Annotated in this window: 16 protein-coding genes; 3 read left to right on the top strand and 13 right to left on the bottom strand. The window is 74.3% G+C overall.

Annotated features, from left to right (window positions below; all coding sequences use genetic code 11):
• Window positions 1-45: 45 nt before the first annotated feature.
• Window positions 46-435 (bottom strand): YybH family protein, encoded by a 390-nt coding sequence (locus ACFYNO_RS28635; protein ID WP_388018664.1) that lies wholly within the window; start codon window positions 433-435, stop codon window positions 46-48.
• An 85-nt stretch (window positions 436-520) separates the two neighbouring features.
• Here ACFYNO_RS28635 and ACFYNO_RS28630 point away from each other — a divergent pair, with 85 nt between their 5' ends.
• Entirely contained in the window at window positions 521-1,402 is an 882-nt protein-coding gene (locus ACFYNO_RS28630) for a helix-turn-helix domain-containing protein (RefSeq protein WP_388018844.1), read from the top strand.
• Here ACFYNO_RS28630 and ACFYNO_RS28625 read toward each other — a convergent pair.
• Genes ACFYNO_RS28625 through ACFYNO_RS28585 form a run of 9 tightly spaced genes read right to left on the bottom strand, consistent with a single transcriptional unit; the run spans window position 1,399 to window position 9,900 of the window.
• A complete protein-coding gene (locus ACFYNO_RS28625; protein ID WP_388018661.1) occupies window positions 1,399-1,692 on the bottom strand; it encodes a chorismate mutase in 294 nt (97 codons plus the stop codon). The two genes, ACFYNO_RS28630 and ACFYNO_RS28625, sit on opposite strands and share 4 nt — an antisense overlap.
• Window positions 1,689-2,396, bottom strand: coding sequence for a flavodoxin family protein (locus tag ACFYNO_RS28620; RefSeq protein ID WP_388018658.1), 708 nt, complete (start codon window positions 2,394-2,396; stop codon window positions 1,689-1,691). The genes ACFYNO_RS28625 and ACFYNO_RS28620 overlap by 4 nt, the downstream gene beginning before the upstream one ends.
• A 15-nt stretch (window positions 2,397-2,411) precedes the next feature.
• A complete protein-coding gene (locus tag ACFYNO_RS28615; protein WP_388018655.1) occupies window positions 2,412-3,638 on the bottom strand; it encodes an MFS transporter in 1,227 nt (408 codons plus the stop codon).
• Window positions 3,638-4,954, bottom strand: a complete 1,317-nt coding sequence (locus tag ACFYNO_RS28610; protein ID WP_388018652.1) for an amidohydrolase family protein — start codon at window positions 4,952-4,954, stop codon at window positions 3,638-3,640. The genes ACFYNO_RS28615 and ACFYNO_RS28610 overlap by 1 nt, the downstream gene beginning before the upstream one ends.
• On the bottom strand, window positions 4,944-5,603 hold the full coding sequence (locus tag ACFYNO_RS28605; protein ID WP_388018649.1) for a hypothetical protein: 660 nt from the start codon (window positions 5,601-5,603) through the stop codon (window positions 4,944-4,946). Before ACFYNO_RS28605 ends, ACFYNO_RS28610 begins: the two co-directional genes overlap by 11 nt.
• The gene (locus ACFYNO_RS28600; protein ID WP_388018646.1) at window positions 5,593-7,005 is read right to left on the bottom strand and encodes a phenylacetate--CoA ligase family protein; all 1,413 of its coding nucleotides are present in this window, start codon (window positions 7,003-7,005) and stop codon (window positions 5,593-5,595) included. Before ACFYNO_RS28600 ends, ACFYNO_RS28605 begins: the two co-directional genes overlap by 11 nt.
• A 35-nt stretch (window positions 7,006-7,040) precedes the next feature.
• Window positions 7,041-7,751, bottom strand: coding sequence for an SDR family NAD(P)-dependent oxidoreductase (locus ACFYNO_RS28595; RefSeq protein WP_388018841.1), 711 nt, complete (start codon window positions 7,749-7,751; stop codon window positions 7,041-7,043).
• A 2-nt stretch (window positions 7,752-7,753) separates the two neighbouring features.
• Window positions 7,754-8,344 (bottom strand): anthranilate synthase component II, encoded by a 591-nt coding sequence (locus tag ACFYNO_RS28590; protein WP_388018643.1) that lies wholly within the window; start codon window positions 8,342-8,344, stop codon window positions 7,754-7,756.
• Complete coding sequence (locus tag ACFYNO_RS28585) at window positions 8,341-9,900, bottom strand: anthranilate synthase component I family protein (RefSeq protein ID WP_388018640.1); 1,560 nt, start codon at window positions 9,898-9,900, stop codon at window positions 8,341-8,343. The genes ACFYNO_RS28590 and ACFYNO_RS28585 overlap by 4 nt, the downstream gene beginning before the upstream one ends.
• A 377-nt stretch (window positions 9,901-10,277) precedes the next feature.
• Between ACFYNO_RS28585 and ACFYNO_RS28580 the strand changes: the two genes are divergently transcribed.
• Both ACFYNO_RS28580 and ACFYNO_RS28575 read left to right on the top strand, forming a co-directional pair.
• A complete protein-coding gene (locus tag ACFYNO_RS28580) occupies window positions 10,278-11,702 on the top strand; it encodes a hypothetical protein (protein ID WP_388018637.1) in 1,425 nt (474 codons plus the stop codon).
• The gene (locus ACFYNO_RS28575; RefSeq protein WP_388018634.1) at window positions 11,699-12,853 is read left to right on the top strand and encodes a hypothetical protein; all 1,155 of its coding nucleotides are present in this window, start codon (window positions 11,699-11,701) and stop codon (window positions 12,851-12,853) included. Before ACFYNO_RS28580 ends, ACFYNO_RS28575 begins: the two co-directional genes overlap by 4 nt.
• Before the next feature lie 35 nt (window positions 12,854-12,888).
• On the opposite strand, the gene ACFYNO_RS28570 is transcribed toward ACFYNO_RS28575, so the two are convergent.
• The 3 genes from ACFYNO_RS28570 to ACFYNO_RS28560 all read right to left on the bottom strand — a co-directional run bounded on the left by ACFYNO_RS28570 (window position 12,889) and on the right by ACFYNO_RS28560 (window position 16,287).
• Window positions 12,889-14,238, bottom strand: coding sequence for an NtaA/DmoA family FMN-dependent monooxygenase (locus ACFYNO_RS28570; RefSeq protein WP_388018631.1), 1,350 nt, complete (start codon window positions 14,236-14,238; stop codon window positions 12,889-12,891).
• A gap of 22 nt (window positions 14,239-14,260) precedes the next feature.
• A complete protein-coding gene (locus ACFYNO_RS28565) occupies window positions 14,261-15,469 on the bottom strand; it encodes an LLM class flavin-dependent oxidoreductase (RefSeq protein ID WP_388018838.1) in 1,209 nt (402 codons plus the stop codon).
• A 236-nt stretch (window positions 15,470-15,705) separates the two neighbouring features.
• Window positions 15,706-16,287, bottom strand: a complete 582-nt coding sequence (locus ACFYNO_RS28560) for a nitroreductase family protein (protein WP_388018627.1) — start codon at window positions 16,285-16,287, stop codon at window positions 15,706-15,708.
• Window positions 16,288-16,492: the final 205 nt, after the last annotated feature.

The following is a 16,492-nucleotide window of genomic DNA, read 5'->3' as shown; positions in this document are numbered from 1 at the left end:
GAGTAGGGGTTGCCGACGCAGCCCCGGTCCAGTGGCACTACACGTTCAGTCCAATCCCAGCGGGTTGAGCAGGGCGAACCGCCAGCCGCCGTCGCCGCCGCGGCGGGCGATGTTGGCGGTGGCGCCGGTCGCGGTGAGTCGCTCGCCGTCCTCGCCGTCGATTTCCATGGTCCATTCGGTGACCAGCAGTGCGGTTCCGGCGCCCGGCAGGGTGTGCCGCTGAACATTCGTCAGCCGGCCGTGGCGGCCGACGGTGCCTTCGAGCTCGGCCCGCAGCGCCGGTTCGCCGGTCAGGTACTCGCCGTGGACGGTCCGCATCCCGGCCTCCGGGGCGAAGAGGGCGAGCAGTCCGTCGACGTCGCCGGCGTTCAGCGCGTCCTGGAAGAGCACCGGCAGCTGCTCGGGGAAGGGGATCACAGGGTTCACGGTGGTCATGGGGTGGTCCCTCCATCGGGTCGATCGGATGGCTCCACGATCTCCCGGCGGCCGCCCCGCGGACGAGGTACAGTCACGACGCGTGATGGTCGAAAGTGGACAGCAGCCCGGGATCGTCGAGATCGCCTACGACAACCCCGACCAGCGGCAGGCCGGCATCGAAGTGCTGAGCTTCGACGCCTTGACCGGACGGCTCAGGAGATCCGTCTCCCAGCGCCCGAGCCGGCTGGACTTCCACCAGCTGATCCTCATCCGCGGCGGCACCGGCACCACGATGGTCGATTTCGTCACCCACCCGTGCGGACCGGGCACCCTGCTGCACCTGCGGCCCGGCCAGGTGCAGCGGCTGCCGTCCGGCCCGGACGGGCAGCCGGCCCGGCTGGACGCGGTGCTGCTGCTCTTCACCGCCGACTTCCCGCCGCCACTGCCGGCCGTGCGCGAGCTGCTGGACGGCTTCGGCCCGGTGGCCCGTCAGCCGGCGCCCGAGGGGTTCGCGGCGCTGGACCGGGCGGTGGCCGAGATCGCGGCGGAGTACCGGGCCCTGCGCACCGCACCGGCCGACGGGCTGACCGGCGAACTGCTGCGCCAGCTGCTGGCGGCGCTGCTGCTCCGGCTGGCCCGGCTGGGCGGGGCGCCGGCCCCGAGCGGCGAGCTCTACCGGGCCTTCCGCCGCGCCCTGGAGCAGCGGCACGGCTCCACCCGTTCGGTGGAGGAGTACGCGGCCCTGATCGGCTGCTCGCCGCGCACCCTGACCCGGGCCTGCCTGGCCGCCACCGGCCGCACCGCCAAGCAGCTGGCCGACGCCCGGGTGGCACTGCAGGCCCAGCGCCTGCTCGCGCACACCGACTTGCCGGTGGCGGCGGTCGGCCGGGCCCTGGGCTTCGCGGAGGCGACCAACTTCGGCAAGTTCTTCACCCGCGAGACCGGCCGCACCCCGGGCGCCTTCCGCCGGGAGCAGCACGGTTAGGCGTGTCCGGCGTGCACCATCTCGTACCGGGTCAACTCCTCGATCATCGTGCGGTACACCGCCTCGGCGATCTCCGCCGGCATCCCGTGCTGCTCCGCCAGCGCCCGGACCCGGTCCACCACCTGGCGGACCCGGTCCGGCGCCTGCACCGCCGCCGCGTCGTGCTTGTACGCCGCCACCCGGCCGACGGCCCGGGTGCGCTCCGCGAGCAGCGCGACGATCTGCCCGTCCAGCCCGTCGATGACGGCCCGCAGCTCGGCCAGTGCGGCGGCGTCCTGATCAGTTGTCATGCGAGGGATTGTGCCACCGCACCCTCGTCCTCCGTGGCCGGAACGGAGTTCCGGGCCGGGCGCGAGGTGCGCTCGTTGCGGTCGTCCACCGGCAGCGGGGGCAGGCCGGTCTCCTGCGCGTGGTGGCGCAGCAGTCCGACCATGTCCACCATCCGGTGCACCATGCGGTCCAGCGCGTCCAGGCCCTCCCGGTCGGTGAGCGCGGGCTGCGGGGCGGTGTTGCGAAGCAGGGCCGGGAAGCCGCTGCCGACCAGGATCATCCGGTTCAGCAGCAGGTTGTCGACCAGTTGGCTGTGCACCGCGCTGTCGCTGTACCGGCGGCTGGTGATCACGATCCCGCCGACCTTGTTGGCGAGCGGGCGCTGGAACCGCAGGTAGCCCACGCCCGCCCGCTCGATGAAGACCTGCATCAGGTGCGCGGGCCCGAACCCGTGCACCGGCACGGCGTAGATGATGCCGTCCGCCTGCCGCATCTGCTCCACGACGGCGGGCATGTCGTCCCGCAGGCCGCACGGCTCGGTGCGGTAGTTGCAGTCGCCGCACGGGCTGCAGGGCGAGATCCGGTGCTCGCGCAGGTGGATCACCCGGAACTCGGCGCCGCGCTGCTCGACCAGCGTCCGGGTGTACTCCAGCGCCAGATCGGTGTTGCCGCCGGCCCGCTCGGAGCCGCAGATGCCCAGGATGATCGGGCGGTTGGTCGGCACGCTCTCCCCCTTCCGTCAGTTCCGGGCCGGTGCGGCCTCGGTCCGGGCCGGCACCGCGGCGGGTGCCGGCGCGGCGGCCGCCCCCGCCCGGGTGCCGAGGTACCCGGCCACCAGCGAGAGCAGCACCAGGCCGGCGCCGATCGGGCCGAGCAGCCGCAGGCTGGCGTCATCGGCCTGGTGCACCACCTGGCCGCCGAGGTAGCCGCCGAGCGCGATGCCCAGGAAGGTGGCCGAGGAGTTCAGCGACATCAGCAGCGGCCCGGAGGCCGGGGCGATCGCGAACATCCGGTGCTGCTGGGCGGGTTGGGTCGCCATCGCGGCCAGGCCCCAGAGCGCCATCAGCACCGCGGCGGTCCAGACCCGGTCCCGGGCCAGCGGCACCACGGCCAGCACGGCGCCGAGCAGCACCAGCGAGACCAGCAGCACCGGCACCGGCTTGAACCGGTCCACCGCGCGCCCGCCGAGGTTGGTGCCCAGGAACCCGGCCACGCCGAAGGCCAGCAGCAGCAGCGCCAGCACATTGCCGCTGCCCTTGGTCGCGGGCGCCAGCACCGCGCCGATGTAGGTCAGCACGGTGTAGCCGCCGGTCATGAAGAGCAGCGTGGTGAGCACCGTCAGCAGCGCCCCGAGGTCGCGCACCGGCGCGAGCCGGACGGCCAGGCTGGGCGCGGTCGGCAGCTTCAGCGACGGGAGCATCAGCGCCACCGCCGCGGCGCAGAGCACCCCGAGGCCGGCCAGCAGCCAGAAGGTGGCCCGCCAGGCGATGTCGCTGGCCAGCCAGGTGCCGAACGGCACACCGAGCACGGTGGCCGCGGAGAGCCCGCCGAGCACCACGGCCAGCGCCCGGCCGCGCCGCTCGGGCGCCGCGGTGGCGCCCGCGGTGGCGGAGGCGGAGGGGATGTAGAGCGAGGCGGCGGCGGCCGTGGCGACCCGGGCCAGCAGCAGGGTGGTCAGGCTCGGCGCCAGCGCGGAGAGGACGTTGCCGGCCGCGAAGCCGAGCAGCGAGAGCACCATCAGGGTCCGGCGGTCCACCTTGCCGGTGAGCGCCCCGAGCACCGGGGCCAGCACGCCGTAGGAGAGCGCGAAGACGGTGCTCACCCAGCCCACGTCGGCGACGCTCACGTGCAGGTCGTGGGCGACCCGCGGCAGCACGCCGACCACCACGAAGGTGTCGGTGCCGATGGCGAAGGCGCCGAAGGCGAGCAGGGGCAGCGGCGGGATCAGCGCCCGCTTGTCGTTCATCAGAGCTCTCCGTTCGGGGTCAGGGGGTGGGTGGCGAGGGTCCCGGCCACGACCCGGCCGCCGAGCAGCACGGTCTCGATGCCGCCGGGGCGGCTGAGCACGGTGATGTCCTCGGCCGGGTCGGCGGTGGTGACCACCAGGTCGGCGAGCCGCCCGGCCTGCACCGTGCCGGCCTCGTCGCCGCGGCCGGCCAGCTTGGCGCCGTTGGCGGTGGCCCACTGCAGCACGGTCCGGGCCGGGATGCCCGCCATGCCGACGTAGGTCTCCAGCTCCTCGGCGTAGCTGCCGTGCGGGGTCCAGGCGAAGCCGAAGTCGTCGCCGGCCACCACCGGGATGCCCATCTCCACCATCAGCGGCAGGATCCGCAGGGTGTTGTCGACCTCGGCCTGGAACTCGATGCCCTCCAGGTACTCCGGGGTCTTGCCGTGTTCGGTGCCGCGGGTGAGCAGCCGGTGCGGCTGGTGCAGGCTGGGCACCACGAAGATGCCGCGCTCGGCGATCGCCTCCAGCGCCGCGTCGTCGGCGTAGGTCGCGTGGTCGATCACGTCCACGCCCGCGGCGATCGCATTGCGGATGCCGGCCAGCCCGCGCGAGTGCGCCCGCACCCGTGCGCCGTGCTCGTGGGCGGTCCGCGCCGCGATCACCAACTCCTCTGCGGTGAAGAGCAGTTCGTGGGAGCGGGCATTGGGGAAGGTGTCGTCGCCGGAGGAGAACACCTTGACGATCTCGGCGCCCTCGGCGATCTCCTTGGCGACGTAGGCGATCAGCTCCTCGGGGGTGTCGGCCAGCCGCATCAGGTCCGAGGGGATCCGCTTGCCGACCTCGGGATTGCGCCGCTCGGGCGGGCCGGAGACCATCAGGTCCCGGCTGCACGGGGTGATCCGCGGGCCGGCCAGCCGGCCGGAGTCGACCGCCCGGCGCAGCGCCATGTCGATCCCGGCGACCGAGCCGGCGCCGACGAAGGCGGTGTAGCCCAGCGAGAGCAGCCGGCTGGTGTTCTCGGCAGCGGCCAGCGCGAGGTCCGGCACGGAGTACTTGAAGAGCATCTCCCGGCCGTCGACCACGTCGAGGTAGGCGATGTGGGTGTGCCCCAGCGTCATGCCCGGCATGACGGTGCGTCCGGGCAGCTCGACGACCTCGACTCCGGGCGCGTGCAGGGGCGCCTGGCCGGCGGGCAGCACGGCCTCGATCCGGTCCCCGTCGAGCAGCACGCTCTGCTCGGGGCGCGAGTCCTCGCCCAGGCCCTCCTGGACGGTGACCCGGTGCAGCAGGGTCTTGCGCGGCATGGTGGCGGCTCCGTTCCGGTCAGCGTGCATCGAGGTCCTCGGGTCCGCCGAAGACCGTCCAGACGATCTCCGCGCCGGGGCGCCGGGCCAGCCAGCGCAGCCCGTGGGCGGCCACGCCCGAGGAGTTGGTGACGGCCAGGTCGGCCTGGCCGGCGGCGAGCAGTTCGGCGGCGTGCTGGGTGGAGGCGGCGTCCACCCAGTCCACCGGCCGGCCGGCCAGGGCGGCGGGCACCACCTCGTGGTAGACCCGGCGGACCTCCCAGATGGTGGCCACCCGCACCGGCCCCTCCCCGGCCGGCGGGCCGGCGGCGGTCCGCGGCAGGGCGATGCCGTACTCCGGCGTCGGGTGCGGGAAGAAGGCCTGCAGCCGGACGGCGGGGTGCCAGTGGAACCGGGTGATCCCCTGCGAGGCGCTGGGCACCAGGGCGGAGTCGATCCCGCCCCGGACCAGCTCGTCCAGCACCTCGTCGAAGCTGCCCAGCAGGGCCAGCCGCAGGTCGAAGCGCTCGGCCAGGTAACGGGCCGTCACATCGCTGGAGGTGCCCTCGGGGCCGAGGGTGCCCAGCCGGGTGCCCGGCCGCTCGGCCCACCGGCGCGACAGCTGCGACCAGCGGGCCTGGTAGTCCGCGCCGAGCAGGGCCGGCAGCTCCACCGCCGCCGCGCCGGCGCTAGTAACCACGGTTCGCCGCCATCCGCTGCGCCACCTGGGTCTCGTGGTCGGGGGCGGTGCGCCGGTCGACGATCCGGGCCGCCTTCCAGCTGACGAAGGCGCCGGTGCTGACGATCGGGTCCAGACCGTCGCTCAGCTCCACCAGCACCGGGACGCCCAGCTCCCGGGTGGCCCGCTCGGCGGCCTGGTCGGCCATCTCCTGCCGCCCGGTGACGTGGCTCAGGAACTCCAGGCGCACCGTCAGCCGGTCCTGCCCGTCCTCGTCGCGCTCGATCAGCACCTGGTAGCCGGCCGAGCCGGTGACGCCGGTGAGCACGGCCAGCTCGATCTGGCCGGCGGTGAAGAGCCGCCCGCCGATGTCGATCCGGTCCAGGGTGCGGCCGACGATCCGGACCAGGTCGCCGGGCAGCTCGCAGTCGCAGTCCGACTCCTCCACCACCACGGCGTCGCCGGTGCGGTAGCGGACCAGCGGCTTGACGCCGTCCATCAGCATGGTGACGGTGAGCTCGCCCTCACCGCGCGGGCCGTGGGACTGCTCGCCGGCCGGATCCACCACCTCGACCAGGTAGTTGGTCTGCGAGAGGTGCATCCGCTTGTTGCGGCAGGCCGTCGCGATGACGAAGGCCTCCTGCGAGCCGTAGAGGATGTTGTAGACGTCCGCGCCCCAGACCGACTCCAGGTTGGCGGCCAGCGCCGGGGTGCACATCTCGCCGGTGACGAAGAGCAGCTTGACCGAGAAGTCCTTGCGCAGGTCGTAGCCGTAGTGCTCGGCGGCCTTGGAGAGGGTCAGCGCCACGCCGGGGGTGCAGCAGATCACCTCCAGCTCCAGTTCCTGCATCAGCTGCAGCGCCTTGGGGAAGCCGATGACCGGCGAGTACGGCCAGATCTTGGCGTTCATCGAGCCGGTGTTGCGGGCCACGTCGCCGAGCGTGTCGCCGAAGGAGTGCACCTCGGTCGGGCCCATCAGGCCGATCCGCGGCGCGTGCTCGCCGAAGTGGTGGCGGAAGATCGACGCCCAGGACTCGGTCACGTGGGCGTTGCTGGCGATCACCTCGCGGGCGTCCCGCGGGCAGGGGGTGGCGGGGCCGGTGGTGCCGGTGGTCTCGTAGAAGAAGACGGCCTCGGCCAGCGGGCGGCTGAGCACGTCCAGCATCTCGCGGCGCAGGTCGGCCTTGGTGGTGAAGGGCAGCAGGTCGAGCGTGTCGGGGGTGACCGCGGACAGGTCGACGTCCTTGAGGTGCCGCTGGTAGAACGCCGAGCCGGTGGAGACCTGGTCGAGCACGGCGCGCAGCTGCTCGCCGCGCCAGGCCGCCAGGGTCTCGGCGGGCAGGCTCCGGTCGTAGAACGCCTGGTGCAGGTCGAGGTAGCGGGTGGCGAACTCGACGGCGGGGCCACTGCTGGGCAGCCACATGACGGATCGTTTCCTCTCGGAGGGTGCGTGCGGAACTAGTGCAGGCCGCCGTTGACGTCCAGCACGGTGGCGGTGACGTACCGGGCTGCCGGCGAGACCAGGTAGCGGACGGCGGCGGCGATCTCCTCCGGGCGGCCGAAGCGCCCGAGCGGGATCCGCTCGCGGTACTCCTGGGCGCGCTCGGCGGGGATGGCGGCCGCCATGGCGGTGTCGATGACGCCGGGCGCCACCGCGTTCACCCGGATCCGGTGGGCGGCCAGCGAGCGGCCCAGCCCCTGGGTCAGCGCGATGACGGCGCCCTTGGAGGCGCAGTAGGCGGTGTCGGGGCTGCCGGTCTGGCCGCTGATCGAGGCGATGTTCACCACGTCGCCGGGCCGGCCGGCCGCGATCAGCCGGTGGGCCAGGCCCTGGGTGCAGAAGAAGGCGGAGCCCAGGTTGGCGTCCAGCACGGCCCGGTAGCTCTCGGGCGTGTAGTCGAGGAAGTCCCGGGCGTCGTACCGGCCGGCGTTGTTGACCAGCACGGCGGGCAGTCCGTACCGCTCCTCGATCCAGTCGAACGCCTCCTCGATCTGCTGCGGGTCGGTCAGGTCGGCGGCGAGCGCGGCCACCGCCGAGCGGTCCGCCTCGGCCCTGAGGTCCAGGCCCACCACCGGGTGGCCGGCCTCGGTGAGTGCGGCGGTGATCGCCCGGCCGATGCCGCCGGCCGCGCCGGTGACCACGGCCAGCCGGTCGGCGGCCCCGTCCATGCTCACCGCCCCGCCATCGCGGGCGTGCGGACCCCGGCCAGGAAGTTCTCGAAGAGCCGCAGCCCGGACTCGGTCATCACGCTCTCCGGGTGGAACTGCACGCCCTCCACCGCGAGTTCGCGGTGCCGCAGGCCCATCGCATAGCCGTCGTCGGTGGCCCGCGCGGTCACCGCCAGCTCGGCGGGCAGCGGCTCGGTGACGATCAGCGAGTGGTAGCGGGTGACGGCCAGCGGGGTCTGGACGCCTTCGAAGACGCCCGCGCCGTCGTGCTCGATCCGGCTCACCTTGCCGTGCATCAGGTGCTTGGCCACCGCGATCTCGGCGCCGAAGGCCAGGCCGATCGCCTGGTGCCCCAGGCAGACGCCGAGCACCGGCACCCGGCCGGCGAAGGCCCGGACCAGCTCGACGTGGCCGGAGTCGGCGGGGTGCCCGGGGCCGGGCCCCAGCACCACCGCGTCCGGCGCGGCGGCCAGCAGCTCCCCGGTGCTGCGGGTGCGCGAGCGCACCACCTCGGTCCGCGCGCCCAGGGTGAGCAGGTACTGGTCGATGATGTGGCTGAAGCTGTCGTACGCGTCGACGAGCAGGATCTTCACGGCAGCAGTTCCTCTCCGGTCAACGACCAGTAGGTGGCGCTGAGTTTGGCGAGCGTCTCGCGCCACTCCGCGGCCGGCTCGGAGTCCGCGACCACGCCGGCGGAGGCCTGGATGGTGTAGCGGCCGCCCTCGTGGACGGCGGTGCGGATGCAGAGCGCGAGCATGGTGAACCCGCGGACGTCGAGCAGGCCGAGCGCACCGGCGTAGATGCCGCGCGGGGTGCTCTCGATGCCGTTGATGATCTCCATCGCGCGCAGCTTGGGTGCGCCGGTCATGGTCCCGGCCGGGAAGGTGGCGCAGACCGCGGCCCAGACGTCGGCCTCCGGGCGCAAGGTGCCGGAGACGGTGGAGACCAGGTGGTGCACGTAGGCGAACGGCTCCACGTCCATCATCGCGTCCACGGCCAACGTGCCGGGCACGCAGACCCGGCCGATATCGTTGCGGCACAGGTCGACCAGCATGATGTGCTCGGCCCGCTCCTTCTCGCTGGCCCGCAGCCCGGCGACCCGGCGGGCGTCCTCCTGCGGGTCGGCGGCGCGCACGGCGGTGCCGGCGATCGGCCGCATGGAGATCCGGCCGTCCTCGATCCGGATGAACAGCTCGGGGCTGGCGCCGACCACCGTCCGGCCGGCCCACGGGATCACGTACATGTACGGGGACGGGTTGCGGTGCCGCAGCCGGCGGTAGGCCTGCAGCGGGGTGAGCTCGGTCTCGACCTCGATCCGGTGGCCGATCTGGATCTGGTAGCTGTCGCCCACCTCGATGTGGCCCAGGCACCGCTTGACCCAGGCGTGGTACTCCTCGGCGGTCGCGCTGTCCCGCACCGCACGCGGCACGGGGGCGGCCGGCACCTCGGCCGCCGGGGCGGCGGGGGCCTGCGGCAGCGCGTCCGCGCCGTCCCGGGCGGCGGGCAGCTGCGGGCCGGAGGCGACCAGGTGGCGGGCGCCGCCGCCGTCCAGGTCGTACCAGACGGTGTGCCGGAACAGCGCCAGGGTGCAGAGCGGCTGGTCGGCCGGGACCTGGTTCTGCGGCAGCTCCTCCATGGCCCAGGCCGCCTCGTAGGTGAAGGCGGCGAGGAAGCCGAAGGCGAAGCGCCCGGCCGGGACGTCGGTCTCCACCCGGAAGCCGCGCTGCACGGCGCGCAGCACCCGCCACAGCGCCGGTCCGCCGGCCAGCGGCCAGCCGTGGCCGTCGCCGCTGGGCTCGGCGGGCCGGCCGACCGCCTCGCTGACCACCTCGGCCAGCCGGGCCAGCAGCGGCTCGCTGCCGTGCAGTTCCAGGCGGTCGGGGTGGCAGCGCAGTTCGGCGAGCCGTCCCCAGCCGACCACTGCCGCGTGCCGGTCCTGCTCGGGGCCGTCCAGGCTCTCCAGCAGGTAGCTGTCGCCCGGCGGCCGGGTCCGCTGCAGGGCCTCGAAGAGCTGCAGCGGATCCGGCGCCGCCACCTCGCGGGACTCGACCCGGACCGGGATGCCGGCGGCGGACCCGAGCGGCCGGTCGCCGTCCCCCGCGCTCCAGCTCACCGTGCCGGCGGCGGCGGGCGCACGTGTTGAGGGCATGGGGAACTGCCTCCTGTCGGGGTTCGGTGGGGTGGGCCGGCACCGGGGCCGGGTCGCCGCGCCGGGATCGCCGCATCGGATCGGGTGACGATCGCGGAACGCCGGGCGTCGGGGTGGCGGTGCCCGACCCACTCCACCAGAGCCCCCCGCGCCGTCGCCATACCAGTCGGCGGCCTACCCAGCGGTCCACTTGACGGCCCCTCAAGGCGCCGCCTTCCGGGGCGGCCGATATTCCCCCAGGTCCGGCGCGGCTCCGTGTTAGCGTCGTGGCGGCCGGCCGCGGGACTGTGGTGCGACTTCCGGGAGATGCCTTTTCAGCATGGATTCGCAGTTCGTGCCCGTTACTCCCCGGCCGGCCGACCTGGAGGGGAGCGGGTGTGGACACGTACGAGGACTTGATCGCCGCCGAGGACGTGCTGCTCTTCGTCAACGCGGCCATCACGGCCACCGGCCAGCGCGAGTTCCGCGACGATGCCGCCGCGCAGCGCTTCTCGCTGGGCTTCCTGCACGAGTACGTGCTCGGCAACTACCGCGAACTCTACGCCGCCGTCCTGGCCTTGGACGTGAACGACCACAACGCCGCGCTGATGGTGCGCAACCTGCTGGCCACCGCCGCCGAGGCCTCGCCCGAGCAGCGCCGCGCCGAGGGCCGGCTGATCGCCCGCCGGCTCGCGCTGCTGCCGCCGCAGCGGGTCTACAAGCTGTTCGCCCGGCTGGCCCGGGAGCGGGTGAACAACCGCCGCACCCGGGCGATCGTCCGCGGCTGGCTGGCTGCCCGCCCCAACCCGGCGCTGGACGCGGTGAAGTACCGCGGCGGCCTGAAGGCCACCGTGCGCCATGCCCATCTGCCGCCCCGCGAGCCGGAGTTCGGGCGCTTCCTGTTCTCCGGCGCGGCCCGGCAGGCCGCCTTCGCGGAGCCGCTGCTGGACGCCTGGCGGCGCGCCCACTACGAGCGCGGCGCGGTCTACGAGCTGCCGTACACGGTGGCCGAGGGCTTCGCCGCCAAGCACCGGATCGCCCGCACCGAGTTCCTGGAGCGGATCGAGCCGCGGCTGACCCGCCTGGAGCGGCTGCGGCTGCGCGAGTCGGCGGACGGCGCCGTGGCCGTCGACCTGGCCCGGATGCCGCTCACCCGCCTCGCCTCCTACCTGCTCGGCCTGCCGCCGGCGGAGCGCGAGCAGCGCCGCGCCGAGCTGACGGCCGCGCTGACCGCCGCCGCCGAGCGGGCCGCCGGTCCGCTGCGCGGCAGCTGGGGCAGGGTGGCGGCGGTGCTGGACGACAGCTACTCCAGCTACGGCTCGGGCCAGAAGCGCCGCCGCCCGCTGGCGGCCGCGCTGGCCTGCCACCACCTGCTGGCTGCGCTGGCCACCGACTACCGCGCCTACTGGACTTCGGGCCGCCGCGATCCGCTGCTGGCCCACCCGAGCGGCCCGACCCCGCTCGGCCTGCGGGTGCTGGACGCCCTGGAGGGCGGGCCGGACCGGCTGGTGATCGTCTCGGACGGCTGGGACAACGCACCGCCCGGCCTGGCCGCCGAGGTGCTGCGCGCCTGGCGCACCCGGCTGGACCCGGACGGCCGGACGGCCGTCGTCCACCTCAACCCGGTCTACGACGCGGAGGGGTTCGACGTGCACCGGCTGGCGCCCACCGTGCCGACGGCCGGTCTGCGCGATGCCGAGGACCTGCCCTCGCTGGTGGAGCTGGCCCGGTTCGCCGAGGGCCGCACCGGGCTGGCCGAGCTGCGCGCCCACCTGGACGCCCGGGTGGCCGCCTTCCTGAGCGCTCCGGAGGCCGCCCGATGACCCGGCTGGACCTGGCCGGCCTCACCGCCGGCCCCGCACAGGTCTGGGGCTCGGTGCGGCTGGTGCCGCTGCTGCGCGAGCAGCCGATCACCGACCTGCGGCTGCACCGCCGGCTCTTCCCCGGCCAGGAGCGCGGTCTGGTCGAACTGGGCCGGGACACCTCCTACTTCTCCTACATCCCGCACGCCTTCGTGGCCGACTGGACCGGCGACGGCAGCCCGGCGGCCTCCTACGGCACCCAACTCGCCCCGCCCAAGGCCGATCTGCCCGCCCCCGCCGCCCTGCCGCTGCGGCTGCACCGCCGCACGGCCAGGCGCGAGGGCGCCGGCCGGCTCCGCTTCCTGCCCCAGCACCTGTCGCTGGAGGGGTACTTGGCGCTGCACTTCGGCGGCCCGACGATCGCCTGGGCCGAGTGGTCGCAGCGGGCGATCCGGAACGGCCTGTCGCCGCGCGCAGAGGAGGCCTACCTGGGCCTGTCGGTGCGCGGACTGGCCGACGCACTGCGGGTGTTCGAGATCCACCCGGGCCAGTGCGGGGTGCTGGTCTACCTGGCGGACGCGCTGGCCGGCGCCTTCGTGGTGCCGCACCCGGCCGACTACCGGGCGCTGCACGGCAGCCTGGTGCACGACCTCTACGGCGAACTGGTCTACCACTACGCGGTGCTGATGCCGCCGGTGGCGGACTTCCGGGCCCGGATCGAGGGGCCGGGCATCGCCTCGCTGGCCGACCTGCGGGCCGCCGCCGAGCGGGTGGCCGCCGACTGGCGCGAGCAGCACGACGGGCTGCTCGCGGCCGGCCTGCTGGACGCCGAGTACACCGCCCGCCGGGTCTACCGGATGGGCCCGTTCACCCTGCGGCGGCTGCTGCCCTCGCTGGTGCCCAAGCGGGAGAACCACCTCGGCGAGACCATCACCCACCAGGACGGCCGGCTGGCCTACCTGAAGACCTTCCGGCTCTCCGAGAAGCAGACCCGCCGGGCCCACCTGCTCGCCCGGCTGGCCGCCCACGACTGGCACCTCGGCCGCACGGCCGAGGAGTTCGGGGTGACGGCGGCCCAGTTCGGGCTGCGGCTGGAGTCGGCCGGGTTCGGCCTGCTGCTGCGCCAGGACGTGCTGGACGGCTACCGGGCCGAAGCCCGGCGCGGCGGCTGACCGCCGCGGCGCCGGGCTTCGGGCCGGGCGTCGGTTCAGGCGTCGGGGTGGTCGAGCCCGAGGTGCTCGCGCAGCGTCGTCCCCTGGTAGTCGGTGCGGAACACCCCGCGCTCCTGCAGCAGCGGCACCACCTGGTCGGCGAACCGGTCCAGCCCGGCCGGGACCAGGTGCGGCACCAGGATGAAGCCGTCCGAGGCGTCGGCCTGCACCAGGGCGTCGATGCTCTCGGCCACGGTGGCGGGCGAGCCGACGAAGGTCTGCCGGTTGCCGGTCTCGATCACCAGCTGCCGGATCGACCAGTTGTTCTTCGCCGCCAGCTCCCGCCACTCCCGGGCGGTGGCCAGCGGGTCCCGGTACATCCGCACCTGGGCACGGCCCTGGGCCACGGTGTGCTCGCCGGGGTCCGGGTCGATCTCCGGCAGCGGCCCGTCCGGGTCGTAGCCGGACAGGTCGCGGTTCCAGACGAACTCCAGGTGCCGCAGCGCGGTGGCGCCGCTGACCTGCTGCCGGCGTACCTCGCGGGCCAGCTCGGCGGCCTCCTCGTCGGTGTCGCCGAGCACGAAGGTGGCGGCGGGCAGGATCAGCAGCTGGTCCTCGCGCCGGCCGTACTTGGCCAGCCTCGACTTGACGTCCCGGTAGAAGGCCTGGCCCTCCGTCAGGGTGCCGTGCCGGCCGAAGATGGCATCGGCGCTGGCGGCCGCGAACTCCCGGCCCTGGTCGGAGTCGCCGGCCTGGAAGATCACCGGCCGGCCCTGCGGACCGCGCGGCACGTTGAACCGCCCGGCGATGTCGAACTCCTCGCCCTGGTGCCGGAAGGCGCCCTCGGTGCCCTCCCGGACGAAGGTGCCGCTCGCCCGGTCGGCGACCACCGCGCCCGCGCTCCAGGAGTCGAACAGCTCGTGCGCGGTGGCCAGGAACTCCTGGGCCCGGGCGTACCGCCGGTCCTGCGCCAGGAAGCCGCCGCGGCGGAAGTTCTCCCCGGTGAAGGCGTCCCAGGAGGTCACCACGTTCCACGCCGCCCGGCCCGCCGAGAGGTGGTCCAGCGAGGCGAACTGCCGTGCCACCTCGTAGGGTTCGTTGAAGGTGGAGTTGATGGTGCCGGTCAGGCCGATCCGCTCGGTGACGGCGGCCAGCGCGGCCAGCACGGTGAAGGTGTCGGGGCGGCCGACCACGTCCAGGTCGTAGATCTCGCCGCCCTGTTCGCGCAGCCGCAGGCCTTCGGCCAGGAAGAGGAAGTCGAACTTGGCGCGTTCGGCGGTCCGGGCGAAGTGCGCGAAGGAGTCGAACTCGATCTGGCTGCCGGCGGCCGGGTCGCTCCAGACGGTGGTGTTGTTGACACCGGGGAAGTGCGCGGCGAGGTGGATCTGCTTGCGGGGCTTGCTCATTGCTCGGTGCGTCCTCTCCGGCTCAGGCGGCGGCGTAGCGGCTGGCGGGCCGGTCCAGGCCCAGGTGGCCGCGCAGGGTGTCGGCTTCGTAGCCGCGGCGGAAGGCGCCGCGCTGCTGCAGCTCGGGCACCAGGCCGCGGGTGATCGCGGGCAGGTCCACGCTCTGCACGGCCGGGCGCAGCCGGAAGCCGGAGAGCCCGGCCGCCCGGTAGGCCAGCAGCAGGTCGGCGAGTTCGGCCGGGGTGCCGGTGAAGACCGGGGCGTCGCTGGTGTAGGCCTGGCCGGCCAGCTCGTCCAGCCGGGCCAGCCGGTCGGCGGCGGCGCCCGCGCTGGCGCCCAGCACCACGGTGAACTCCCCGAACAGGTGCAGCGGTTCGCCGGCCCGCTCGCCCGCCTCCCGGTAGCCGCGCACCTCGGCGACGGTCTCCCGGGCCTCCTCGGGCGAGAAGGGGGTGACGTAGCCCAGGTCGGTGGCCTTGGCCACCAGGCGGTACGGGATGGTGGAGTGCGCGAGCGCGGTGACCAGCGGCTGGCCCTGCGGCGGGCGCGGCGTGATGGCGGGGCCGCGGACGCTGAAGTGCGGCCCCTCGAAGTCGATGTAGTGCAGCTTGGCGCGGTCCACGAACCGGCCGGTGGCGGCGTCGCGGATCACCGCGTCGTCCTCCCAGCTGTCCCAGAGCCGGCGCTGCACCTCCACGTGGTCGGCCGCCTCGCCGAACAGTTCCTCGCTCAGCTCCCGTACGCCCTCGCCCTCGATGTCCCACAGGTGGTCGGGGTTGAAGGGCGGCAGGGTGCGCCGGCCGAAGTGCCCGTTCTCGTGGTAGCGGGCGGTGATCTGGATCCGCAGCCCGGCCCGGCCCTTGCTGACGTAGTCCAGGGTGGCGATCGCCTTGGAGACGTGGAACGGCTCGGTGTGGGTGGAGACCACGGTCGGCACCAGGCCGATCCGCCGGGTCAGCGGGGCCACCCGGGCGGCGGTGAGCACGGCGTCGAGCCGGCCGCGCACCTGGTCGGTGCGCTCGTCGAGCCGGAAGAAGTGCGAGGACTGCGGGCCGAGCGCGTCCTCCAGGGTGACGAAGTCGAGCAGGCCGGCCTCGGCCTCGGCGACCTGGTCGGCCCAGTACCGGGCGGTGAACAACTCGCCGGGCCGGGAGGTGGGTTCGCGCCAGGCGGCGGGGTGCCAGCCGGCCCCGTCCAGGGCGGCGGCGAGGTGCAGGGGTGCGTCGTTCACGGACACGTGCGGGTTCCTTCCTGATCTGCGGTGCGGAGCCGCCGGGTCGGGGGACCGGGCGGCGCGGAGATCAGTCCTGACAGAGCCCGGCGGCAACCCGCACCAAGTCGATGACCGGCCGCGAGTGCAACAGCACCCCGCGGCTCGGCACCTGCGCATGCTGCGCGGACCGCCTCACCCCTGCACCTCCTTCCCTGTCTCGGATCCGACGCTGCGCCAGATGACCTGATGTGCCGTCAGATAGCGGGCTGGCCCCAGGACTCGGCGAAGAAGCTCGCGCCGAGCTCGCGCCGCTCACGGGCGGCGCCCTCGCGCTCGCGCAGCCCCTCGTCGGTCAGCAGCTCGGCCGGGGCGGCGGCGCCGATCGCGACCACCGACACCGGCCGGAAGCCCTCCGGCACGCCGAACGAGGCCCGGACGGCCGCCGCGTCGAAGCCGCCCATCTGGTGGGCGTGCAGGCCGAGGGCGTGCGCCTGCAGGGTGATCTGCGCGACGGCCAGCCCGAGGTCGTAGGCGGCGCCGGGGTGGGCAGACTCCTCGGCCACCCCGGCGAAGAGCAGCGAGGCGCTGCCCGCCCAGAGCTGGTTGCCGGGCATCAGCGCGTCGAACAGCAGCTTGAACGCGGCATCGCCGCGCCGGCCGACCAGGAACCGCCAGGGCTGCAGGTTGCGGGCCGAGGGCGCCCAGCGCCCGGCCTCCAGCAGCTGGGCGAACTCCAGCTCCGAGAGCTGGTGCGCGGGGTCGAAGGACCGCGGGCTCCAGCGCTCGGCGAACAGCGGGTCGATGGCGACAGAGGTGTCGGCGGGGCGCGAGGTCATCGCGGCGGCTCTCCTGGCAGGTCGTCACGGCAGGCTCCGCCCCGGCGAACGGGGCGGACCGGCCGTGCTGGTGGAAGCGCAGCCCGGGCCCGTCGAGGGGGCCGTCGGAGTGCGGGAGGAACTGGCAGTGCGTCAGCCGCGCGGCAGCGGCAGCGGACACGCCGCGGAGGCCACTCGCAGCAAGTCGATGTGGCCTCGGACGATG

Origin of the sequence: Kitasatospora sp. NPDC006697 (genome assembly GCF_042869935.1) — a bacterium.
GTDB lineage: Bacteria > Actinomycetota > Actinomycetes > Streptomycetales > Streptomycetaceae > Kitasatospora.
The sequence above is the reverse complement of the archived record's forward strand: the minus strand, read 5'-3'. Positions and strand labels throughout refer to the sequence as shown.

Excerpts from the sequence above, each read along its gene's own strand:
- ACFYNO_RS28595 (WP_388018841.1), bottom strand. The coding sequence starts at position 7,751 with ATGGACGGGGCCGCCGACCGGCTGGCCGTGGTCACCGGCGCGGCCGGC.
- ACFYNO_RS28630 (WP_388018844.1), top strand. The coding sequence starts at position 521 with ATGGTCGAAAGTGGACAGCAGCCCGGGATCGTCGAGATCGCCTACGAC.
- ACFYNO_RS28615 (WP_388018655.1), bottom strand. The coding sequence starts at position 3,638 with ATGAACGACAAGCGGGCGCTGATCCCGCCGCTGCCCCTGCTCGCCTTC.
- ACFYNO_RS28585 (WP_388018640.1), bottom strand. The coding sequence starts at position 9,900 with ATGCCCTCAACACGTGCGCCCGCCGCCGCCGGCACGGTGAGCTGGAGC.
- ACFYNO_RS28560 (WP_388018627.1), bottom strand. The coding sequence starts at position 16,287 with ATGACCTCGCGCCCCGCCGACACCTCTGTCGCCATCGACCCGCTGTTC.
- ACFYNO_RS28600 (WP_388018646.1), bottom strand. The coding sequence starts at position 7,005 with ATGTGGCTGCCCAGCAGTGGCCCCGCCGTCGAGTTCGCCACCCGCTAC.
- ACFYNO_RS28570 (WP_388018631.1), bottom strand. The coding sequence starts at position 14,238 with ATGAGCAAGCCCCGCAAGCAGATCCACCTCGCCGCGCACTTCCCCGGT.
- ACFYNO_RS28625 (WP_388018661.1), bottom strand. The coding sequence starts at position 1,692 with ATGACAACTGATCAGGACGCCGCCGCACTGGCCGAGCTGCGGGCCGTC.
- ACFYNO_RS28635 (WP_388018664.1), bottom strand. The coding sequence starts at position 435 with ATGACCACCGTGAACCCTGTGATCCCCTTCCCCGAGCAGCTGCCGGTG.
- ACFYNO_RS28610 (WP_388018652.1), bottom strand. The coding sequence starts at position 4,954 with ATGCACGCTGACCGGAACGGAGCCGCCACCATGCCGCGCAAGACCCTG.
- ACFYNO_RS28575 (WP_388018634.1), top strand. The coding sequence starts at position 11,699 with ATGACCCGGCTGGACCTGGCCGGCCTCACCGCCGGCCCCGCACAGGTC.